Source organism: Sphingopyxis sp. Geo25, from assembly GCF_949769135.1.
GTDB lineage: Bacteria > Pseudomonadota > Alphaproteobacteria > Sphingomonadales > Sphingomonadaceae > Sphingopyxis.
In genome coordinates, this window is sequence record NZ_CATKOZ010000002.1 from 510,537 (window position 1) to 528,073 (window position 17,537).

Sequence of the window (17,537 nt, forward strand, 5' to 3'; positions counted from 1 at the left end):
CGACACGCGCGCTGCTCGCCGACGGTGACAGCGTCGGCCCGATCGCGAAGGCGATGCAAACCAGGGCCCGCCGGTTGATCGCGGCGGGGTTCGACATGCCGGTCCTCGCGGCCGGTGCCATGACCTGTCAGGAAAGTTCAAAGTGATGAGTGACCGTATCGCCGCCGCCGCCAAGCTGGCCCCCTCCGCCTCGCTGACCGTCGAGGAGGTGCTGCGCGTCCGCCACTGGAACGACCATCTGTTCAGCTTCTCGATCAGCCGCCCGCCGAGTTTCCGCTTCCGCTCGGGTGAGTTCGTGATGATCGGCCTGCCGGGCGGCGAGGGGCGGCCGCTGCTGCGCGCCTATTCGATCGCCAGCCCCGCTTGGTCGGACGAGCTTGAATTTCTGTCGATCAAGGTGCCCGACGGCCCGCTGACCTCGCGGCTGCAGAAGATCCAGCCCGGCGACCCCGTCTATCTCGGCCGCAAGCCGACCGGCACGCTCGTCGCCGATGCGCTGCTGCCCGGCAAGCGGCTCTTCCTGCTCTCGACCGGCACCGGCCTCGCGCCCTTCCTCAGCCTCGCGCGCGATCCCGACATTTACGAGCGTTTCAGCCAGATCGTGCTCGTCCATTGCGTGCGGCAGGTCAGCGACCTCGCCTTCCGCGAAGAGCTCGAAAGCCAGCTCGCGGGCGACCCGCTGGTGCAGGATCAGGCGTTGCTGCAGTTCCACTATCTGCCGACCGTGACGCGCCAGCCCTTCCGCAACGAGGGCCGTATCGACGCGCTGATCGACAATGCCCGGCTGTTCGGCCCGCCGTTGACCGGCCCGCATCATTTCGACCCGGCAAGCGACCGCATCATGATGTGCGGCAGCATGGCGATGATCCGCGACCTGCAGGCGCGGTTCGCGGCGCTGGGCTTCAAGGAAGGATCGAACGCCGCGCCCGGCGACTTCGTGATCGAACGCGCTTTCGTCGGTTAGGGCTTGCTGGCATAGGCCTTCACCAAGTCGAACATGAAGTCGCGCCCGACATAGAGCGATTTCACCTCGATCCGCTCGTTGAGCCCGTGGACGCCATTGCCGTCGGGATCGCCCCAGATGCCGGGGATGCCATAGGTCGGGATGCCCGCGGCGCCGAGGAAGGTCGCGTCGGTATAGCCGTTCGCCATCGACGGGATGACCTTCAGCCCCGGCCAGTATTTCGCGACCAGCTTTTCCATCGGGCCGATGATCTTGGGGTCGAGCGGCGGCTGCGGCGGGGTGGGGCGCTTCGGGGGCAGCTGCGTGATCGTGACGCCGGGATCGCCGATCACCGTCGCCAGCTCGTCGCGGATGCTCTCGATGCTGTGGCCGGGGAAGATGCGGCAATTGACGTTCGCCCCGGCGCGCTGTGGCAGCGCGTTCGGCGCATGGCCGCCATCGAGCAAGGTCGCGACGCAGGTGGTGCGGATGTTGCCGTGCAGGAAGCGGTCGGTGTTGACGACCGCCTCGGCGGTCTTGTCCGCCGGGTTCTTCGCCAGCGCGACCATCGCCGCGCCGATCGCGTCGCCGCGGGCGGCCCCGGCCTCGGTGAAGAAGCGCCGCGTCGTGTCGGTCATTTCGACCGGAAATTCATGTTCGTCGATCTTTGTCAGCGCCCGCGCGAGCTGGTAGATCGCATTGTCGCGCACCGGCACCGAACTGTGCCCGCCGGGGTTGCGCGTTTCGAGGCGGAAGTTGGCGAAGGTCTTTTCGCCGACCTGCACCGACTGGCCGAGCACTTTCCCCTTGCCGTCGCTGTCGCCGCCGCCGCCTTCGTTGAGCGCGAATTCGGCGTCGATCAGGTCGCGCTTGTTCGCGGCGAGCCATTGGGCCCCGTTGAACGCGCCATTGGTTTCCTCGCCGCAGGTGAGCGCGAGCTTCACGGTGCGTTTCGGCTTGTACCCCTCTTTTTTGAAACGCAGCAGCGTATCGACCCACACCGCGGCCTGCGCCTTGTCGTCCAACGTGCCGCGGCCATAGAAATAGCCGTCCTCCTCGATCAGCGTGAAGGGATCGCGCTCCCAATCCTCGCGCTTCGCCTCGACGACATCGATATGCGCGACGAGCAGGATCGCTTTCGCCTTAGGGTTCGTGCCCGGATAGACGACGACGAGCCCGCCTTCCTCGCGGTGCCCTTCTTCCATGAACAGGATGAGCTGGTCGCCCGGAAACTCCGCCGCCTGAAAGCGTTTGAGCATCCGCTGCGCGGCGAGCGTGCAACTGCCCGACGACAGTGTCGTGTTGGTTTCGACGAGCTCCTTGTAGATGTCGCGGAAGGCGAGCTGGTCGGGGCGCGGCGACGTCTCCTTCGCCGCGGCGGGTGCCGCAACCAGCAGCATGGAGGTCAGCAATGCGGTCAGCGTTTTCATGCGGCTCGTCTCCCCTGTCGAGGCGAAGGGAGCAGAAAGCGGGCCCGCCCGCAAGCCGCTTGCGCCCGGCGCGGCTTTCGCGCAAGTGCGGGTCAGGGAGAGAATTTTGACGAGTATCGAGGACGATCCGCCGGGACTGGTGGCGCGCGCCGTGCGGCGCCTGCTGCTGCTGCTCTACCGGCTGCGCGGCTGGAAGGCGGTGGGCGAGGTGCCCGAGCCCCGGCGCTTCATCATCATCGCCGCGCCGCACACCAGCAACTGGGATTTCGTGAATTATCTGGGGCTCACCGCCGACCTTGGCGTGCGCCCGCATTTCATGGGCAAGCTGTCGCTGTTCCGATGGCCGATCGGCGGCTTCATGAAACAGATGGGGGGCGTGCCGGTCGACCGCCGCCATGCCAGCAACGTCGTCCAGCAGATGGCCGACGAATTCGCCCGCCGCACCGAATTCATGCTGACCGTCGCGCCCGAGGGGACGCGCGGCAAGGCGAAGAAATGGCGCACCGGCTTCTACCAGATCGCGATGGCGGCCAAGGTGCCGATGGTCGTCGGGCTGATGGATTATGGCAGCAAGACCGGCGGGCTCGGGCCGCTGATCTGGCCGACGGGCGACTTTCGCGCCGACATGATGAAGGTGTTCGACGTCTATAAGGGATGTATCCCGAAATTCCCCGAGCGCGCGGTGCGTTCGATCGACGATATATTGGGAAGCGACGAGGCATAAGGAGCGCACCGATGAGCGAAGGGCTGACGCTGCTCGCACTCAATTTCGCCGGGCTGATCGCGGTGATCCTGATCCTGTGGGGTATCGCCGCCGCGATCCGCGACGTCTCGTTCATCGACGCCTTCTGGGCGTTCGGCATGGTGCTGCTCGCATGGGGCAGCGCCTTGCAGGTCGGCGTCGAGGGCGTGCATGCACAGTTGCTCCTCGGGCTCGTGACGCTCTGGGGGCTGCGGCTTGCGATCCATCTGTTCCTGCGCTGGCGCGCGCATGGCGAGGATCCGCGCTATGCGAAGATTTTGGGCGGCGTCATGAAGCAGCGCGGCTGGAACTGGCCCGTCGCGGCGCTGGTGATGGTATTCCTGATGCAGGCGCCCTTGCTTTTCATCACCTGCCTGCCCGCGCAGCTCGGCATCTGGGCGAGCGCGACCGGCATCGATCCCGTCGGTCCGCTCGCCTGGGCGGGCGCCGCGATCGCGCTCGCGGGAATCGCGTTCGAGAGCATCGGCGACGCGCAACTGAACGCCTTCCGCCGCGATCCGGCGAACAAGGGCCGCGTGCTCGATACCGGGCTCTGGCGTTACACGCGCCACCCCAATTATTTCGGCGACGCGCTGACCTGGTGGGGGCTGTGGCTGATTGCCGCCGACATGGGCTGGGGCATCGCGCTCGCCACCGTCATCGGCCCGATCTTCCTCACCTTCACGCTCACCCGCTGGTCGGGCAAGGCGCTCCTCGAGCGGGGCCTGCACAAGAGCCGCCCCGGCTATGCCGACTATGTCCAGCGCACCTCGGGCTTCCTTCCATGGCCGCCAAAGACCGGGGCCTAGGCGTCGCCGAAAGCGCGGCGGACGTTGGCGCGCTCGGCGATGCGCCCCGGATCCGCGCGATCCTGACCGAGGCTGCACGCGAGGGACGCAGCGTCAGCTATTCCGAACTGCTCGGCGACCTCGGCTTCCGTTTTACGCGGCCCAAGATGCGTGCGGTCTGCCGCACGCTCGAAGAGGTCGACCGGCTGTGCGCGATCGACGGGGAGCCCGACCTCGCCGTGCTGGTGGTGCGCGAGAGCGACCGGCTGCCGGGGCAGGGCTGGTGGGTTGGCGGCACCGCGCTGCTCCTCGGCTATGACGGGCCATGGGAAGGCGCCGCCGCCGCGCGTTTCATCCGCGAGCAGCAACAGGCGGTGTTCGACTTTTGGGAGGGGCGCTAGAAAAGGTCAGGGCGCGATCGCCAGTCCGTCGCCATTCGTCCCTGCCGCGATCCGCCGCAGCACCTTTCCCGTAGCGACATCAATCTCCGCGACCTTGTCGACCCCCGTTTCGGCCGCGTAGAGCCGCTTCGAATCGCGGCTCCACAGCAAGGTAACCTGCCGCGCCGCATCGCCTTCCGACACCGCGATCAGCTTTACAGGCGCGCGCGTCTCGGCGTCGAACAGGCTGATCGTGCCCTTGCCGATATTGCTCGTTGCGACCAATTTGCCGTCGGGGCTCGCCAGCACGCGGATCGCGACCGGATCGACCGCCAGCTCGGTGATCTTCTCGCCCTTCGCCGTATCCCACACCTGCACGCGCGGTGCCGACAGGTCGCCGACCCACAGCTCGCGCCCACCCTTCGTCAGCGACAATCCCTCGGGCTTGCCGCCCACGGCGAGGTCGCGCAGCTTCTTGCCTTCCTTGAGGTCGAGCACGCTCACCGTCCCCGACGCGATATTGGCGGTGTAGGCGGTGCGATTGTCGGGCGCGACGACGATCATGTGCGTGCCCTGTTGTCCTGTCGCGATCGACGTCACCGTCCCGCCCGGCGCGATCACCGCGACCGACTGGCTCCCCTCGGCGGTCGCGACGAGCCGCCCGTCGGACAGCCAGACAAGGCCGTGCGGTCGCTGGTTCGGGCTGAGGTCGATCGTCCGCAGCTTCACTCGCTTCGCAATGTCGACAATGTCGATCGTCGTCGCACCATAGGCCACGACCGCCGCCTGCTTCCCGTCGGGTGAGACCGCAATCTCGTGCGGCATCTTGCCGATCGGCACCCGCGCCAGTTCCTCCCCCGAGGACAGCGTGATCAGGCTCAGCGTGTCCTCGCCCTTATTGCCGACGAGCAGGGTCTCGGCGGCGGCAAATGACGGCGCCAACATCAACATGCCAAGGGTGGCGGCAATCGTGCGGCGCATGGCTGTTCTCCCCGTTTCGATCGTCGCACCCTAAGCGGCGCTGCCCATGGGGCAACCGCGCTTCGACCAGCGACATGGACGGAATTACGAGAAGTTAACTGTGCGCGCACCGCGCCCTTTCCTAGCCCGTCACCGGCGGCACCTCTCGCCGCCGTCCCGCACAGGAGCCTCATATGGACGTACCCGCCATCGACATCGACGCCCTACCTTTGCTCGACACCCATGTCGGGCTTTTCGGATCGTTCGCCGGTGACAGCAATGCGGCGAACGCCTCGGTGTTCGAGGTCGGCGTGACCGTGATCATGATCATCCACGATTGATCGGGACGCGGGCGGCCCATCGCGCCGCCCGCACCCTTGCCGGAGCAGCCTATGACCGCCCAGCCATCCCGCCACGACCATTACCCGCGCGCCGACACCGCGCGCCGGACCCGCCTCGGCGCCGCGGCGGCCGGGCTCGAGGCCCGTTGGCGGGCGGAGGATACGCTGCCCGGCGGCCTCATTGCCGCTATCGAGGCCGCCGCTGGCGCGTCGCCCGACGAGGCCATCGCCGCGCTCGCGCCTTGGCTCGCCGATACCGGCTGGCTGACCGATCGGCTCGATACGGCGCTGGCGCTGATCGCCGCCGATCCTTTCGCGCGGGTTCCGATGCGTGTCGTCGGCGGGGGCGAGGCGGCCGGCGGGCTCATCCTTGCCGAACGCGGCGCGATCCGCCTGACGTTGCAAATCCAGCCCGCGCACTTTGCCGCGCCGACGAAGGCGCTCTTCATTCCCGGCCGGTCGGTCGTCCGCATCCTCGGCGACGGCGGCGCGGGGGTTCGCTTCCACCATGTCTCGCTGACGCCGGGCGAGGCGGCGGGGGCATTCATCGCCGCCGCGGCGTCGCGCTGCCACAGCGACCCGCCGCGTGCCGTCGCGGCGGGCGAGGTCTGGACACTCGACACCGCGCAGACCGCCTTCACCCTGTCGGACGCGCACCTTGACGTGCTGCTCCTCGAACTCGCGGTCCAGCCGCCGTCGCCGCTTCCGGTACGCAGCTACGACATCGCGAGCGGCACGCTCGTCCGCACCGCCTCCGCGCGCCGCGACAGCAGTTTCCGCCAGATGGCGCTGACCTTGCTCCGTCACCTCGGCCGGCGCGACGCCGCGCCGCTCTTCGCCGCCGAGACCCGCAGCGAGGATTTTGCGGCGCGCTGGTCCGCGATGCGCGAGTTCGTCGCGCTCGAACCCGCCGCGGCGCACCCGCATCTCGCCGATATGGCGGCCGATGATCCGCACCCCGAGGTCCGCCGCGCTGCCACGGCAACCCTCGCGCTCTACCCGCCAGCCAAGGCCGACCCATGCCCCGCCTGATCGATCCCCCCGCCGGTCCCGAGCTCGACCTCGACGAAGTCGCCGCCCGCCTCGACGAAAGCGGCGTCGACCTCGGCGACGAGGCCAGCGTCGCGCGCTGCGCTGCCCTCCTCGCCGGGCTCCAGCGCAACCGCAGCTTCCTCGCCGATCGCATCATCGACGCGCTCAAGGCGAGCTACGCCGACCAGCTTGCCGCGAACCGCTATTCGGCGCAGGTCTTCCTGCTCCACCGCAGCCCGCGCGGGCATTTCCTCCGCGCCAATCTCTGGCCCGCCGCGACCGACGCGGTGTACGCGGCGAGCGGCCCCGCGGCCTTCGCCTACGGCCTGCCGCACGACCATAATTTCCACTTCCTGACCACCGGCTACTGGGGCCCCGGCTATGTCAGCGACTATTATGAGTATGACGCCGAAGCCGTCGACGGCCGCGTCGGCGAGCCGCTGAACCTCCATTTCGTCGAGCGCAGCGCCCTCGGCGAAGGCAAGATGATGCTCTACCGCGCCCACCGCGATGTCCACAGCCAGCTCCCGCCGGAAAGCCTCTCGGTCAGCCTCAACATCATGGACGAGGGCGAGCATATCCCCTGGCGCGACCAATATATCGTCGATCTCGAGGCCGACACGATCGCGCGGCGCCCGACGCTGACCCCCACCGAAATGCTCCTCCGCTGCGCCGTCCACCTGACCGACAACGCCAAGGACATCGCCGAGCATTTCGTGAAAGCCCACCCGGTACCGAGAGTGCGTGCAAACGCGATCGCCGCGCTGGCGGCGGTGGCGGATGATCGCGAGGCTATATTGGAGTGCGGTTTGGCCGATCCCGACGCGCGTGTCCGCGAAGATTGCGTTCGCTGGCTCACGCGATAGCCAAGCCTGCTGACAGCGCGGCTTTCCGCTGCTAACGGGCCGCGATGACCACGCCTCTCTCGCATATCCGCAATTTTTCGATCATCGCGCACATCGATCACGGGAAATCCACGCTCGCCGACCGGTTGATCCAGTTCACCGGCGGGCTCACCGCGCGCGAGATGTCGGCGCAAGTCCTTGATAACATGGACATCGAGAAGGAGCGCGGGATCACGATCAAGGCGCAGACGGTGCGCCTGAAATATACCGCGAAGGATGGCGAGACCTATGAGCTGAACCTGATGGACACGCCCGGCCACGTCGACTTCGCCTATGAAGTGTCGCGGTCGCTCGCGGCGTGCGAGGGCGCGCTGCTCGTCGTCGATGCCGCGCAGGGGGTCGAGGCGCAGACGCTCGCGAACGTCTATCAGTCGATCGAGCACGACCATGAGATCGTGCCGGTGATCAACAAGATCGACCTGCCCGCGGCCGATGTCGACAAGGTGAAGGCCGAGATCGAGGACATCATCGGGCTTCCCGCCGACGAGGCGGTGCTCGCGTCGGCGAAGTCGGGCATCGGCATCGAGGAATGCCTCGAGGCGATCGTCGCGAAGATCCCGCCGCCGAAGGGCGACGCGGCCGCCCCGCTCGTCGCGATGCTCGTCGACAGCTGGTACGACCCCTATCTCGGCGTCGTCATCCTCGTCCGCGTGGTGGACGGCGTGCTCAAAAAAGGCCAGCAGATCAAGTTCATGCAGGCGGGCACCACCCACCTGATCGACCGCGTCGGCTGCTTCACGCCGAAGCGCGAGGAGCTGACCGAGATCGGCCCCGGCGAGATCGGCTTCATCACCGCGCAGATCAAGGACGTCGCGCAGGCGCGCGTCGGCGACACGGTGACCGACGCGAAAAAGCCCGCCGCGAACCCGCTGCCGGGGTTCAAGGAGGTCCAGCCGGTCGTCTTCTGCGGCCTGTTCCCGACCGACGCGAACGATTTCGAGAAGCTCCGCGAAAGCATCCAGAAGCTCCGCCTCAACGACGCATCGTTCAGCTTCGAGATGGAGACGAGCGCGGCGCTCGGCTTCGGCTTCCGCTGCGGCTTCCTCGGCCTCTTGCACCTCGAGATCATCCAGGAGCGGCTGACCCGCGAATATGACCTCGACCTGATCACCACCGCGCCGTCGGTCGTGTACAAGCTGAAGCTCACCCGGTCGAAGGAGGGCGGCCCGACCGAGATGGAGCTGCACAACCCCGCCGACATGCCCGACCCCAACCGCATCGACGAGATCGAGGAACCGTGGATCGAGGCGGTGATCTATGTCCCCGACGACTATCTCGGCGCGATCCTGAAGCTCTGCCAGGACCGCCGCGGCATCCAGAAGAACCTGACCTATGTGGGCGGCCGCGCGCAGATCACCTACGAACTGCCGCTCAACGAAGTGGTGTTCGACTTTTACGACCGGCTGAAGAGCATCAGCCGCGGTTACGCATCGTTCGACTATCACCAGATCGGCCACCGCGCCGGCGATCTCGTCAAGATGAGCATCCTCGTCAACAACGAGCCGGTCGACGCGCTGAGCATGATCGTCCACCGCGGCAGCGCCGAAAGCCGCGGCCGCGGCATGTGCGAGCGGCTGAAGGACCTGATCCCGCGCCACATGTTCAAGATCCCGATCCAGGCCGCGATCGGCGGCAAGGTGATCGCCCGCGAAACCATCGCCGCGCTGCGCAAGGACGTAACCGCCAAATGCTATGGCGGCGACGCGACCCGCAAGAAGAAGCTGCTGGAAAAGCAGAAAGAGGGCAAAAAGCGGATGCGCGAGTACGGAAACGTCAACATTCCGCAGGAGGCGTTTATTGCGGCGCTCCGCATGGGGGATGATGCTTAAGCTGTCGCCCATGTTGTGACATTTTTGACTCGCCAGCAATATATTTTGTGCAGCATAGCCAGTCTTGCGTTGACGCTGCCGCCACGTTCACGAAAGAGAAGCGGCCATGACGCGGCAAATTTATACTATCGGTTACGAGGGCGCATCGCTTAGCGATTTTCTCGATACGCTGGTCGACGCTCAGATCGATAGGGTCGTTGATATTCGGGACGTGCCGGCCTCACGCCGTCCAGGCTTTTCGAAAAATAGCTTACGAGAAGCTCTTTCGGAACATGACATACAATATACGCATTTGAAGCAGCTTGGTGATCCGAAGCCGGGCCGAGAAGCTATGCGGCGTGGTGATGTAGAAGCTTTTAGAAAAATATTTGGAACTCATATCGAGTCCGAAATGGCGCAAGAGGCGCTTAGAAATGCAGTTGATCTAGCTAAAGAGGAATCGATCGTCCTTCTTTGCTTCGAACGTGACCCCAAACATTGTCATCGGACTATTGTCGCGACCCTCATGTGTGAGCTATCTTCCTTCGAGACCAAGCATATTGGCGTGCAAAAGCGGAGGGGTGCTGCAATTGGGCGAGAACGAGACGTCGGCGCAACGATCGGGTGAGGCAGAAGCTGTAATTCTCGTCAAGGCGCTCCCTCAGGTCGGGGAGAAGCACGGCGAGACCGTCTGTGTCGCCGCTATAGATGCATACCGGAACTGGCTGCGCCTTTATCCTATAGCATTTCGTCAGCTTGAGGCTTCCCAGAAATTTACTCGTTGGGACCGGGTAAAGTTCAAATGGCGTTTGCCTGAGACTAATCGTGACAATCGAATAGAGTCGCGCAATGTCAATCAGCAGAGCATTGAGGTGATCGGAGATCTTCGAAAGGAGAATAGAGCGGCCTTCCTTGATCCGATGGTGGTTCATAGCACGAAGAAAGAGCGAGCTGAGGGGCGAAGCCTTTGTCTGATCCAGCCTGAGAGTCCCCACTTTTTCTGGCGCCGTAGATCGGCAGAGGTGATGCAGCAGCGCGAAGCTGAATATGCCAAGCTGCTCAGGTCACCCGATCTTTTCGCGGCCAAAGAGTTGATCCCGCTTCAACCGGCGCCGTATGAATTCGGCTATCGGTATGAAGATAACGATGGGAAACATGAGTGTCTTTGTCACGATTGGGAGATTGAACAGACCTACCTTAATTGGTCTCGTAAATATGGAGAGCAAGAGACACTCGATAAGTTGCAAGAACAATTCGGAAGGCGTTTCCCCGGTGAAGGGATGATGCTAGCGATGGGCACTCACTCACGATATCCTGATATTTGGATGATCATCGGCGTTGTCAAAATTGGTCGCCCAGATCAAGGCGTGCTGATCTAGTTGCGATTTCTAATCGCCACTCCCTCTTTCTATCGCAGGGCATCAACCTATTGACCGCAATAGAATGCCGTGCAATCCATCGAAGTGGGTGATGGTGTAATGGAAACACGCCTTCGGGAGTATAGCCGGGTTCGATTCCCGGTCACCAAATCGCTCTTTTCTAGTGCGGTTTGGTGACCGGGCATCTAGAATGTCCGTCTGAAGCGGATTGGTAAGATGCCTGCGAGCGATGCGGATCTCTACAAAGCCCACGTCCGGAATCTCCGAGCAGTTGAAAAGGGAATCGCTCAGATTGAGCGAGACCTAAATAGAGCTATCTCGGAAGAGAATACTTCGCTCGCTGATACTCTGAAGAATTTATATCTATTATTGGCGGGCGCTTGGGCCGAGTGTCGTCTGAAGAAACTCATATATGAAGATCAGGGGTTTAATAATTCAGATCGATCGCTGATCAAGTCGGAGAGAACTCAATCCGATCGTTGGAAGAAGGCGTTGGAGCTCGGATATCGTAAGCGATATAAAATTCCCAAGGCGGCACTCTCCGAAACCACCCTACCGGCGACCGCATGGTTCAGACTAAGCGCAATCCGGCAACTCTTAGCAGAAGAATTGGAGCCGCTGATTGAGCTGAGAAACACGCTGGCTCATGGGCAGTGGGACAGACCGCTAAATTCAGAAGAGACTGAAATTTCGGGGCCGCTGATTGCTAGAATTAATCAAGAAAACGCGCTTTCGATTAAATTCAAAATGACACTCATTGGTAGTATGTCGAGTTTAATACACGATCTTGTATCAGCGACCTCTTTCGAGAGGGACTTTGATGACCACTACAAGATTGCTGTTATGGCGCGCACCAATCTGCAACGGCGTTCGTATCAAGATTGGAAGCAAGAGATGATCGACAAGCGCCAGCGGGGAAAGGCGAAGCGAGATGCGGCTATCGCTGGTGCAGAAGCCCCGCTGATCTAGACCTCCTCCAACCGCACGATCCGCACCACGCACCGCGCCGGAAATTCGATGATCCCGCTCAGCATGATGCGCTCCTCATCCCCGACGATCATCGCCGAGGCGGCGAGGATCTTTACGCAGTCGTCGTCGCGGACGAGGTGGCCGACCGAGGTGCAGGTCTGGGCCGGCTCGGGTTCGAGATGCGCGGCGTCGGTCCAGCCGCCATAGGGCTCGCGCGGCTGGATCCAGTCGATCCGGACGATGCGGCCGAAGCGGGCACAGATGCGGTTTTCGTCGAGGGCGCGTTCGAGGCTCATTGCTCGCCTCCCGCGCTGTCGGTCTTGGCGGCGGCGCCATCGCCCGCCTTCCACGCCGCCCAGCTTTCCTCGCTGTAGGCGGCGTTCCATTCGCGTTCGAGCTCGGCGATCGTGCGTTCGATGCGGCGGCGGGCGGTGTAGCGTTCGATTCCCGTGGCGCCGCCGTATTGGCTGGTGTCGGCGAGGAAGCCGTGAGGGTGCTGGTACACCGGACGACGCGCGGCTTGCCAGGCTTCGGCGCGGTCGCGCAAGGTGCGGGCGGCCCGGCGGAGGTCGTCGCGGGTCACTCCGGGGGTGGCTGTTGCGGGGGCGGCGGCGGGGTCGGGGTCGCGGGCCTCGCCCTCGACGATATGATCCTCATAGCGTTCGAACCAGAATTCGTCCTCTTCGCCGCCCTCCGCCCCGGGGACGTAAGCGGCGGGGGGCGGGTTCGGGTGCGACAGGTCGCCGCCTTCGTGCGCCTGCCAGTCGATATGGCCCGCGCCTGCGGCGAAGGGGAGGATCATGTCGGGGTGGTATATGTGCCACTCATGCTTTTGCGGGTTGGTGTAGGCGTCCTCGCGGCGGAGCGCGTCCCAGTCGGTGCCGGGGCCGGCGAGCATGTCCCACGCGGCGCGCTTGACCGGGTCGTGCGAAATCCCGCGTTGATATCCGGTGCGGATAGCGCGGAGGCGGTCGTCCAGTTCGGATTCCTGCCGACGCGCGCGCTCCGCATGGTCGCGCATTTCGGCCTGCTGCGCGGCTTGCCGCTCGGCCTCCCACTCGGCGCGCCATGTCTCACGCAGGCGGCGGACCGCGTGCGGGATCGCGGTGGCGGGGCGGCCGTCGGCGGGGTCGATGCCGCCGAAATTCGCGGGAAAGCGGCTGGCGGCGATATGCTGCATCGCGCGGACATTCGGGCGGCGGCGCTCGAGGATCACCCGACCCCGCTTCGAGATCGTCTCGGGCACGCCATAGATGGCATATTCCATGAGCAGGTCGGCGACGCGGCGCGCGCCCGCCTCCACCGCGCGGTCCCACGCCGCGGCGAAACTTTCCGCGCCGTCGCGCTTGCGGAGCTGGTAGAGCGCGGAGGTGCTGTGGCCGATCGCCTTTGCCGCGATGCTGACCGCGCCGGTCGCCGCGAGCTGCGCGATGAAGAGGCGCTGTTTATGCGCGTTGATGCCCGACCAGCGCTTCGCCTGTTGCTCGACGGGGGTGAAGGCAAGCTCTTCGGGGAGCTCGTCGTTCGCGAATTCGTCCATCGCTTCGGGGTCGGCGGGGAGGGGCGGGAGAATTTCCTGTCGCATGACGATGCTCCTTGGTTTGTGACTTGGTTATCACGAACCATATTGGAACATTGTAGGAAAGCGGATTCCGGTGCCCGGGCTCAGCCCGCGAGTCGGCCGCGCCGTGCCGGCTGCCGGTCGGCGGCGAGAAGCTGGCCGAGCGCCGTTTCCATGAAGTGGACGAGATCCCGCTCGGCCATGGTGTCGTCGCCGGCGCTGGCGATGGGCGCCTCGGCGCTGTGGTGCATCAGCGCGCCGTCGGCAGAGGGACGGTCGAGCGTGCGCGCGACGATCGAAATGTCGAAGGCGCCGAAGGAGAGGCGCGCAAGGGTGGCGGGGGCGAGATCCCCCGATGCGGCCAGTTTCTGCCCGCGATGCGCGACGACCGAATAGCCAAGGCTGGCGGCGTGTGGATTATAGTCGGCGATGGCGAGATCGCGGTCCGACGGCGCGCCCTTGAGGTCGTAGGCTTTTGCACGAAGATCGGGAGCGAGGCGCGAGAAGACCGGCCAGGCGCGGACGGCGGAGTTTTCGTGCGAGAAGGCCGCGAAGGCGACGATCCGCCTGTCCGAAAGGCGGAGCGAATGTTTGACCGTAACGTGACCCGACACCGGGTCGATGTGGAGCGAATAGCGCTGCTCGACGACGCGGTGCATCTTGCCGCCGATCGCGATCGGATATTCGCTGCCGCGCAGGACGAGCAGCAGGGTGCCGCCGCCAAGCTCGCGGATCGCGAACAATAGTTTCGGCACGCCGTTGCACGACGCGGTGACGCGGCACTCTTTTTTAGCCATGGAATTTCTGCGCGACCTCGGCGCGGCGACGGGCCGCGAACGACCGATCATGCTGGAAGTCCTGGCGGCTGGCAAGGTCTTCGGCATGTTCGGCAATTTGCCCGGCGGGCCGGTCGCCCGACAGCGCATAATTATTCGGGCGCGAGGATCGCGACCCAGCAACGGGATTGCGGGCGGATCGCGCCCGGATTAGCTTCGCTTCCGTCCCATCCGTAAAGAGCGTCCGTTATGACCGAAGCCCGTGCAAGGCCGATCGACGGCATCGTCATCCACAGCGCGTTGACCGACGGGACGCGCGTGTGCCTGCGCACGATCAAGCCCGACGACGAGGAGCGCATTCGCGACGGGATCGCCAGGCTGTCGGCCGAATCGCGCTATTTGCGCTTTTTCTCGCCCGCGCCGGCTTTGCCCGACGAGGTCGTCCACCGGCTCGCCGACGTCGACGGGCATGATCATATCGCCTGGGGCGCGATCTGCAGCGAATGCCCCGGATGGCCCGCGATCGGCGCGGTCCATGCGGTGCGCAACCAGCCCGATGGCCGCGTCGGCGAATATTCGGTCGCGGTACTCGACGAGTTCCACGGCAAGGGACTGGCACGTATGATGACTGCCGCGCTGCTCGTCGACTGCCATGCCGAGGGTCTGACCGGGCTCGATGTCCACACCTTGTCGGAGAATCGCGCAGCGTCACGCCTCGTTCATGCATTGGGCGGGACATGGAAAGGCGAGAGCGCCGGGGTTGCCGAATATTGTCTCGATGTCGGAGCGGCGATCGCGGCGCTGCGCGCCGACACCGATGCGCCGGGCGTACAGCATGTGTTCGAGCAATTGGGGGTTTGAAGATTTGGGGCTAGTCCCGCCCGCCGCGGCGGGTCGCAGACCGCGGCGGGAGGGAGCGTGACGGAGCGGAGATCGCCCCCTCGCGAATCCCTTCTAGCCGCGACGGCATGACGTCGCGGTGACGTGGCGCACAGGGGGATGAATTCGGCGGGCGGCGGACAAGCAAAGGGCGCCGCGGCTTTCGCCGGGCGCCCTTCCGCGACCCAATCGCGGAGCTCCTTATTTCTTTTCGGCGGGAGCCGTCGTGGCGTCCTTGACCTCGGACGGGGCGATTTCGCCGTTATCGTCCATCGCGTTCGCCTTTTCCTCGCCCGCGGCTTCGACGGCGTCGGCCTTGGCTTCGGTGGCTTCCTTGGCGGCGCCCTCAGGCATTGCGTCGGCCTGGGCATCGATCGCGTCGGCCTGGGCTTCGGCCTGGTCCTCCACCTTGTCGGCTTCCTTGCTCTGGCAGGCGCCGAGCGCCAGGGCCGATGCGGCGGTGAGGGCGATGATCATCTTGCGCATATCGAGTTCTCTCCAAAATTGACTCGGGGGCTTAACGCCCGGTGAATGGCAAGGTTGCATCGAATTTTCGAAGCCGCGGAAATCGCGGGATTTTGGGCAAAAAGAGGGCGCCCGCAGGCGCCCCCTTCATGACCCCTTCGGGCGCGTCCTTTTATCAGAAGCGTTGCTGGCGCTCATAGAGGTCGCGGTAGTGCTGGATGCGCGTGACGCGGAGACCCGGCATACCGCTGCGGTCGATCGACCGCTGCCAGCCGGCAAATTCCTCGAGCGTCAGGCCATAGCGTTCGCACGCTTCATCGACAGTCAGCAGACCGCCGTTGACCGCGGCGACGACCTCTGCCTTGCGGCGAACGACCCAGCGGGTGGTCGTCGGCGGCGGCAGCGAGTCGAGCGTCAACGGTTCGCCGAGCGGACCGATGACCTGTGCGGGCCGGATTTTCTGATTCTCGATCATATTCATTCCATTAATCTTCGTCGTGGGGGATCGGGCGAGCCGACAAGAGGGGATGTAGATCGGCGGGACTCAACATCGGCTGAAACCCTCTGGTAAACAGGTCATTCACAGTTTCGGACAGGGCGTTCGCGGGGTCCGACAAGTCGAAGAAGCGCGCCGGCCGGACGCCCTCGGACGCCGCGGCGGGGGCGGTGCCGAGCAGCATGTCGCGCAGCGCGCCGATCTTTTCCGCGTGGCGTTCGCGAGTCGCCTGCGCGCGCACCATGCGCACGGTTGGCAGCGCCGACTGGCGTGCTTCCGACACGGCGAGCAGGATGTCGAAGCCGGGGTTCGACAGGCTCGTCGCGGCGGAAAGCTGCGGGATATTTGACGGGCTGGCGTTCATGCAGCCTGTCTAGATCAGAGGAGCTAAGGTCCAGTAAATGCCCGTTTCAGCCCCTGTTAGCGAAGCTTAACCGGCGTCAATATCTTGACGCACAGCGCGGAAAAGCTGGTATTTTGAGGTTCGCATCCCTAGATGGCGCCGACCATGATCGAGACGATTTCCGCCCCCGACGGCCTCGCCCGCGCCGACTTCCAGCTTGCCGAACCGCTGAAGAACCGGCGAGTCGTCGTCGCGATGTCGGGCGGAGTCGATTCGAGCGTCGTCGCCGCGCTCGCCGCACGGTCGGGCGCCGAGGTGATCGGCGTGACGCTCCAGCTCTACGATCATGGCGCGAAAGCGAAGCGCGTCGGGGCGTGTTGCGCCGGGCAGGATATCCGCGACGCCCGAGCGGTCGCCGACCGGCTGGGTTTCGCGCATCACGTCCATGATCATGAAAGCCGCTTCCGCGACACGGTGATCGACCAGTTCGCCGACGAATATCTCGCCGGACGGACGCCGATCCCCTGCGTGCGCTGCAACATGGGGGTGAAGTTCACCGACCTGTTCCAACTCGCGAAGGACCTGGGTGCCGATTGCCTTGCGACCGGCCATTATGTCCGCCGCGTCATGGGCCCGGCGGGCGCCGAACTGCACCGCGCGGTCGATCCGGCGCGCGACCAGAGCTATTTCCTGTTCGCTACGACACAGGAGCAGCTCGACTTCCTGCGCTTTCCGCTCGGCGGGCTGGAAAAGAGCGTGGTGCGCGACATCGCGCGCGAGCTCGGTCTCGGCGTTGCGAGCAAGCCCGACAGCCAGGACATCTGTTTCGTCCCCGACGGCGACTACGCGACCCTCGTCCGCAAGCTGCGCCCCGACGCCGACGATCAGGGCGCGATCGTCCATGTCGACGGCACCATACTCGGCGCCCACAAGGGGCTGATCCACTATACGGTCGGCCAGCGGCGCGGGATCGAGATCGGCGGGCAGGCCGAGCCCCTGTATGTCATCCGGCTCGATGCGGAGACAAAGGAAGTCGTCGTCGGGCCGCGGCGGGCGCTCGCGGTATCGGGCGCGCGGCTCGGCGAAACCAACTGGCTCGCCGACGTCGAGGGACGTGCGGTGCTCGCGAAGGTGCGCAGCATGGCGAAGCCGGTGCCCGCGCTCGTGACAGGCGACCGGCTGGTCTTCGCCGCGGCCGAATATGGCGTCGCGCCCGGACAGGCGGCGGTGCTGTACGACGCGGCGGACGAGAGCCGCGTGCTGGGCGGCGGCTGGATCGAAGAGACGTTCGCCGCGGAATAGATTGCGCTTTTCCTCCCGATGCCGCAGCCTGCAGGAAA

General features: G+C 65.0%; 22 protein-coding genes. 14 read left to right on the forward strand and 8 right to left on the reverse strand.

Translation table 11 applies throughout. From position 1 onward, the window contains the following. Positions 1 to 145: 145 nt before the first annotated feature. On the forward strand, positions 146 to 964 hold the full coding sequence (locus QOL68_RS09670) for a ferredoxin--NADP reductase (RefSeq protein WP_282948576.1): 819 nt from the start codon (positions 146 to 148) through the stop codon (positions 962 to 964). Here QOL68_RS09670 and QOL68_RS09675 read toward each other — a convergent pair. Then, on the reverse strand, positions 961 to 2,373 hold the full coding sequence (locus tag QOL68_RS09675; protein ID WP_282948574.1) for a M20/M25/M40 family metallo-hydrolase: 1,413 nt from the start codon (positions 2,371 to 2,373) through the stop codon (positions 961 to 963). The two genes, QOL68_RS09670 and QOL68_RS09675, sit on opposite strands and share 4 nt — an antisense overlap. Positions 2,374 to 2,479: 106 nt before the next feature. On the opposite strand from QOL68_RS09675, the gene QOL68_RS09680 reads away from it, so the two are divergent. From QOL68_RS09680 to QOL68_RS09690, 3 genes are read left to right on the forward strand one after another with little or no spacing between them, the layout of a single operon-like run. Further along, complete coding sequence (locus QOL68_RS09680; protein WP_282948572.1) at positions 2,480 to 3,097, forward strand: lysophospholipid acyltransferase family protein; 618 nt, start codon at positions 2,480 to 2,482, stop codon at positions 3,095 to 3,097. 11 nt (positions 3,098 to 3,108) lie between these two features. Beyond that, positions 3,109 to 3,924: a DUF1295 domain-containing protein gene (locus QOL68_RS09685; protein ID WP_282948571.1), complete on the forward strand. Its 816-nt coding sequence runs from the start codon at positions 3,109 to 3,111 to the stop codon at positions 3,922 to 3,924. Next, the gene (locus QOL68_RS09690) at positions 3,900 to 4,304 is read left to right on the forward strand and encodes a ribose-phosphate pyrophosphokinase (protein ID WP_282948570.1); all 405 of its coding nucleotides are present in this window, start codon (positions 3,900 to 3,902) and stop codon (positions 4,302 to 4,304) included. The genes QOL68_RS09685 and QOL68_RS09690 overlap by 25 nt, the downstream gene beginning before the upstream one ends. A 6-nt stretch (positions 4,305 to 4,310) precedes the next feature. Here the strand turns inward: QOL68_RS09690 and QOL68_RS09695 are convergent, their stop codons facing one another. Then, entirely contained in the window at positions 4,311 to 5,264 is a 954-nt protein-coding gene (locus QOL68_RS09695; protein ID WP_282948568.1) for a YVTN family beta-propeller repeat protein, read from the reverse strand. 173 nt (positions 5,265 to 5,437) lie between these two features. Between QOL68_RS09695 and QOL68_RS09700 the strand changes: the two genes are divergently transcribed. The 7 genes from QOL68_RS09700 (at position 5,438) to QOL68_RS09730 (ending at position 11,677) form a co-directional block, all read left to right on the forward strand. Beyond that, on the forward strand, positions 5,438 to 5,584 hold the full coding sequence (locus QOL68_RS09700; protein WP_282948567.1) for a hypothetical protein: 147 nt from the start codon (positions 5,438 to 5,440) through the stop codon (positions 5,582 to 5,584). A 51-nt stretch (positions 5,585 to 5,635) separates the two neighbouring features. After that, complete coding sequence (locus tag QOL68_RS09705; protein WP_282948565.1) at positions 5,636 to 6,616, forward strand: HEAT repeat domain-containing protein; 981 nt, start codon at positions 5,636 to 5,638, stop codon at positions 6,614 to 6,616. Beyond that, complete coding sequence (locus QOL68_RS09710; protein ID WP_282948563.1) at positions 6,604 to 7,482, forward strand: transposase; 879 nt, start codon at positions 6,604 to 6,606, stop codon at positions 7,480 to 7,482. The genes QOL68_RS09705 and QOL68_RS09710 overlap by 13 nt, the downstream gene beginning before the upstream one ends. Positions 7,483 to 7,526: 44 nt before the next feature. Continuing rightward, entirely contained in the window at positions 7,527 to 9,350 is a 1,824-nt protein-coding gene (gene lepA / locus QOL68_RS09715) for a translation elongation factor 4 (RefSeq protein WP_058457125.1), read from the forward strand. Positions 9,351 to 9,456: 106 nt separating this feature from the next. Beyond that, positions 9,457 to 9,957, forward strand: a complete 501-nt coding sequence (locus QOL68_RS09720) for a DUF488 domain-containing protein (protein WP_282948561.1) — start codon at positions 9,457 to 9,459, stop codon at positions 9,955 to 9,957. Beyond that, positions 9,920 to 10,708, forward strand: a complete 789-nt coding sequence (locus QOL68_RS09725) for a DUF8758 domain-containing protein (RefSeq protein WP_282948560.1) — start codon at positions 9,920 to 9,922, stop codon at positions 10,706 to 10,708. Before QOL68_RS09720 ends, QOL68_RS09725 begins: the two co-directional genes overlap by 38 nt. Before the next feature lie 216 nt (positions 10,709 to 10,924). After that, complete coding sequence (locus tag QOL68_RS09730) at positions 10,925 to 11,677, forward strand: hypothetical protein (protein WP_282948558.1); 753 nt, start codon at positions 10,925 to 10,927, stop codon at positions 11,675 to 11,677. Here QOL68_RS09730 and QOL68_RS09735 read toward each other — a convergent pair. The 3 genes from QOL68_RS09735 to QOL68_RS09745 form a co-directional block, all read right to left on the reverse strand. Then, on the reverse strand, positions 11,674 to 11,973 hold the full coding sequence (locus tag QOL68_RS09735; RefSeq protein WP_282948556.1) for a hypothetical protein: 300 nt from the start codon (positions 11,971 to 11,973) through the stop codon (positions 11,674 to 11,676). The genes QOL68_RS09730 and QOL68_RS09735 overlap by 4 nt on opposite strands. Next, the gene (locus QOL68_RS09740; RefSeq protein WP_282948554.1) at positions 11,970 to 13,262 is read right to left on the reverse strand and encodes a hypothetical protein; all 1,293 of its coding nucleotides are present in this window, start codon (positions 13,260 to 13,262) and stop codon (positions 11,970 to 11,972) included. The genes QOL68_RS09735 and QOL68_RS09740 overlap by 4 nt, the downstream gene beginning before the upstream one ends. An 80-nt stretch (positions 13,263 to 13,342) precedes the next feature. Continuing rightward, positions 13,343 to 14,035: a hypothetical protein gene (locus QOL68_RS09745; protein WP_282948552.1), complete on the reverse strand. Its 693-nt coding sequence runs from the start codon at positions 14,033 to 14,035 to the stop codon at positions 13,343 to 13,345. Here QOL68_RS09745 and QOL68_RS09750 point away from each other — a divergent pair. Beyond that, positions 14,034 to 14,228 (forward strand): hypothetical protein, encoded by a 195-nt coding sequence (locus QOL68_RS09750; protein ID WP_282948550.1) that lies wholly within the window; start codon positions 14,034 to 14,036, stop codon positions 14,226 to 14,228. The two genes, QOL68_RS09745 and QOL68_RS09750, sit on opposite strands and share 2 nt — an antisense overlap. 35 nt (positions 14,229 to 14,263) lie before the next feature. Beyond that, on the forward strand, positions 14,264 to 14,875 hold the full coding sequence (locus QOL68_RS09755; RefSeq protein ID WP_282948548.1) for a GNAT family N-acetyltransferase: 612 nt from the start codon (positions 14,264 to 14,266) through the stop codon (positions 14,873 to 14,875). A 219-nt stretch (positions 14,876 to 15,094) separates the two neighbouring features. Here QOL68_RS09755 and QOL68_RS09760 read toward each other — a convergent pair whose 3' ends face one another. The 3 genes from QOL68_RS09760 to QOL68_RS09770 form a co-directional block, all read right to left on the reverse strand. Beyond that, complete coding sequence (locus tag QOL68_RS09760) at positions 15,095 to 15,379, reverse strand: hypothetical protein (protein WP_058457133.1); 285 nt, start codon at positions 15,377 to 15,379, stop codon at positions 15,095 to 15,097. Positions 15,380 to 15,533: 154 nt separating this feature from the next. Continuing rightward, entirely contained in the window at positions 15,534 to 15,833 is a 300-nt protein-coding gene (sciP, locus tag QOL68_RS09765) for a CtrA inhibitor SciP (RefSeq protein ID WP_041383255.1), read from the reverse strand. 10 nt (positions 15,834 to 15,843) lie between these two features. Next, on the reverse strand, positions 15,844 to 16,218 hold the full coding sequence (locus QOL68_RS09770) for a hypothetical protein (protein ID WP_058457134.1): 375 nt from the start codon (positions 16,216 to 16,218) through the stop codon (positions 15,844 to 15,846). 144 nt (positions 16,219 to 16,362) lie between these two features. Between QOL68_RS09770 and mnmA the strand changes: the two genes are divergently transcribed. Then, complete coding sequence (mnmA, locus tag QOL68_RS09775; protein ID WP_058457142.1) at positions 16,363 to 17,499, forward strand: tRNA 2-thiouridine(34) synthase MnmA; 1,137 nt, start codon at positions 16,363 to 16,365, stop codon at positions 17,497 to 17,499. Positions 17,500 to 17,537 lie beyond the last annotated feature (38 nt).

Bases quoted from the DNA above. Each gene is read 5' to 3' on its own strand.
- QOL68_RS09730 (WP_282948558.1), top strand. From the start codon at position 10,925: ATGCCTGCGAGCGATGCGGATCTCTACAAAGCCCACGTCCGGAATCTC.
- QOL68_RS09755 (WP_282948548.1), top strand. From the start codon at position 14,264: ATGACCGAAGCCCGTGCAAGGCCGATCGACGGCATCGTCATCCACAGC.
- QOL68_RS09760 (WP_058457133.1), bottom strand. From the start codon at position 15,379: ATGCGCAAGATGATCATCGCCCTCACCGCCGCATCGGCCCTGGCGCTC.
- QOL68_RS09720 (WP_282948561.1), top strand. From the start codon at position 9,457: ATGACGCGGCAAATTTATACTATCGGTTACGAGGGCGCATCGCTTAGC.
- QOL68_RS09770 (WP_058457134.1), bottom strand. From the start codon at position 16,218: ATGAACGCCAGCCCGTCAAATATCCCGCAGCTTTCCGCCGCGACGAGC.
- QOL68_RS09740 (WP_282948554.1), bottom strand. From the start codon at position 13,262: ATGCGACAGGAAATTCTCCCGCCCCTCCCCGCCGACCCCGAAGCGATG.
- QOL68_RS09705 (WP_282948565.1), top strand. From the start codon at position 5,636: ATGACCGCCCAGCCATCCCGCCACGACCATTACCCGCGCGCCGACACC.
- QOL68_RS09750 (WP_282948550.1), top strand. From the start codon at position 14,034: ATGGAATTTCTGCGCGACCTCGGCGCGGCGACGGGCCGCGAACGACCG.
- QOL68_RS09670 (WP_282948576.1), top strand. From the start codon at position 146: ATGAGTGACCGTATCGCCGCCGCCGCCAAGCTGGCCCCCTCCGCCTCG.
- QOL68_RS09735 (WP_282948556.1), bottom strand. From the start codon at position 11,973: ATGAGCCTCGAACGCGCCCTCGACGAAAACCGCATCTGTGCCCGCTTC.
- sciP (WP_041383255.1), bottom strand. From the start codon at position 15,833: ATGATCGAGAATCAGAAAATCCGGCCCGCACAGGTCATCGGTCCGCTC.
- QOL68_RS09745 (WP_282948552.1), bottom strand. From the start codon at position 14,035: ATGGCTAAAAAAGAGTGCCGCGTCACCGCGTCGTGCAACGGCGTGCCG.
- QOL68_RS09700 (WP_282948567.1), top strand. From the start codon at position 5,438: ATGGACGTACCCGCCATCGACATCGACGCCCTACCTTTGCTCGACACC.
- QOL68_RS09690 (WP_282948570.1), top strand. From the start codon at position 3,900: ATGGCCGCCAAAGACCGGGGCCTAGGCGTCGCCGAAAGCGCGGCGGAC.
- QOL68_RS09710 (WP_282948563.1), top strand. From the start codon at position 6,604: ATGCCCCGCCTGATCGATCCCCCCGCCGGTCCCGAGCTCGACCTCGAC.
- QOL68_RS09685 (WP_282948571.1), top strand. From the start codon at position 3,109: ATGAGCGAAGGGCTGACGCTGCTCGCACTCAATTTCGCCGGGCTGATC.
- lepA (WP_058457125.1), top strand. From the start codon at position 7,527: ATGACCACGCCTCTCTCGCATATCCGCAATTTTTCGATCATCGCGCAC.
- QOL68_RS09675 (WP_282948574.1), bottom strand. From the start codon at position 2,373: ATGAAAACGCTGACCGCATTGCTGACCTCCATGCTGCTGGTTGCGGCA.
- QOL68_RS09695 (WP_282948568.1), bottom strand. From the start codon at position 5,264: ATGCGCCGCACGATTGCCGCCACCCTTGGCATGTTGATGTTGGCGCCG.
- mnmA (WP_058457142.1), top strand. From the start codon at position 16,363: ATGATCGAGACGATTTCCGCCCCCGACGGCCTCGCCCGCGCCGACTTC.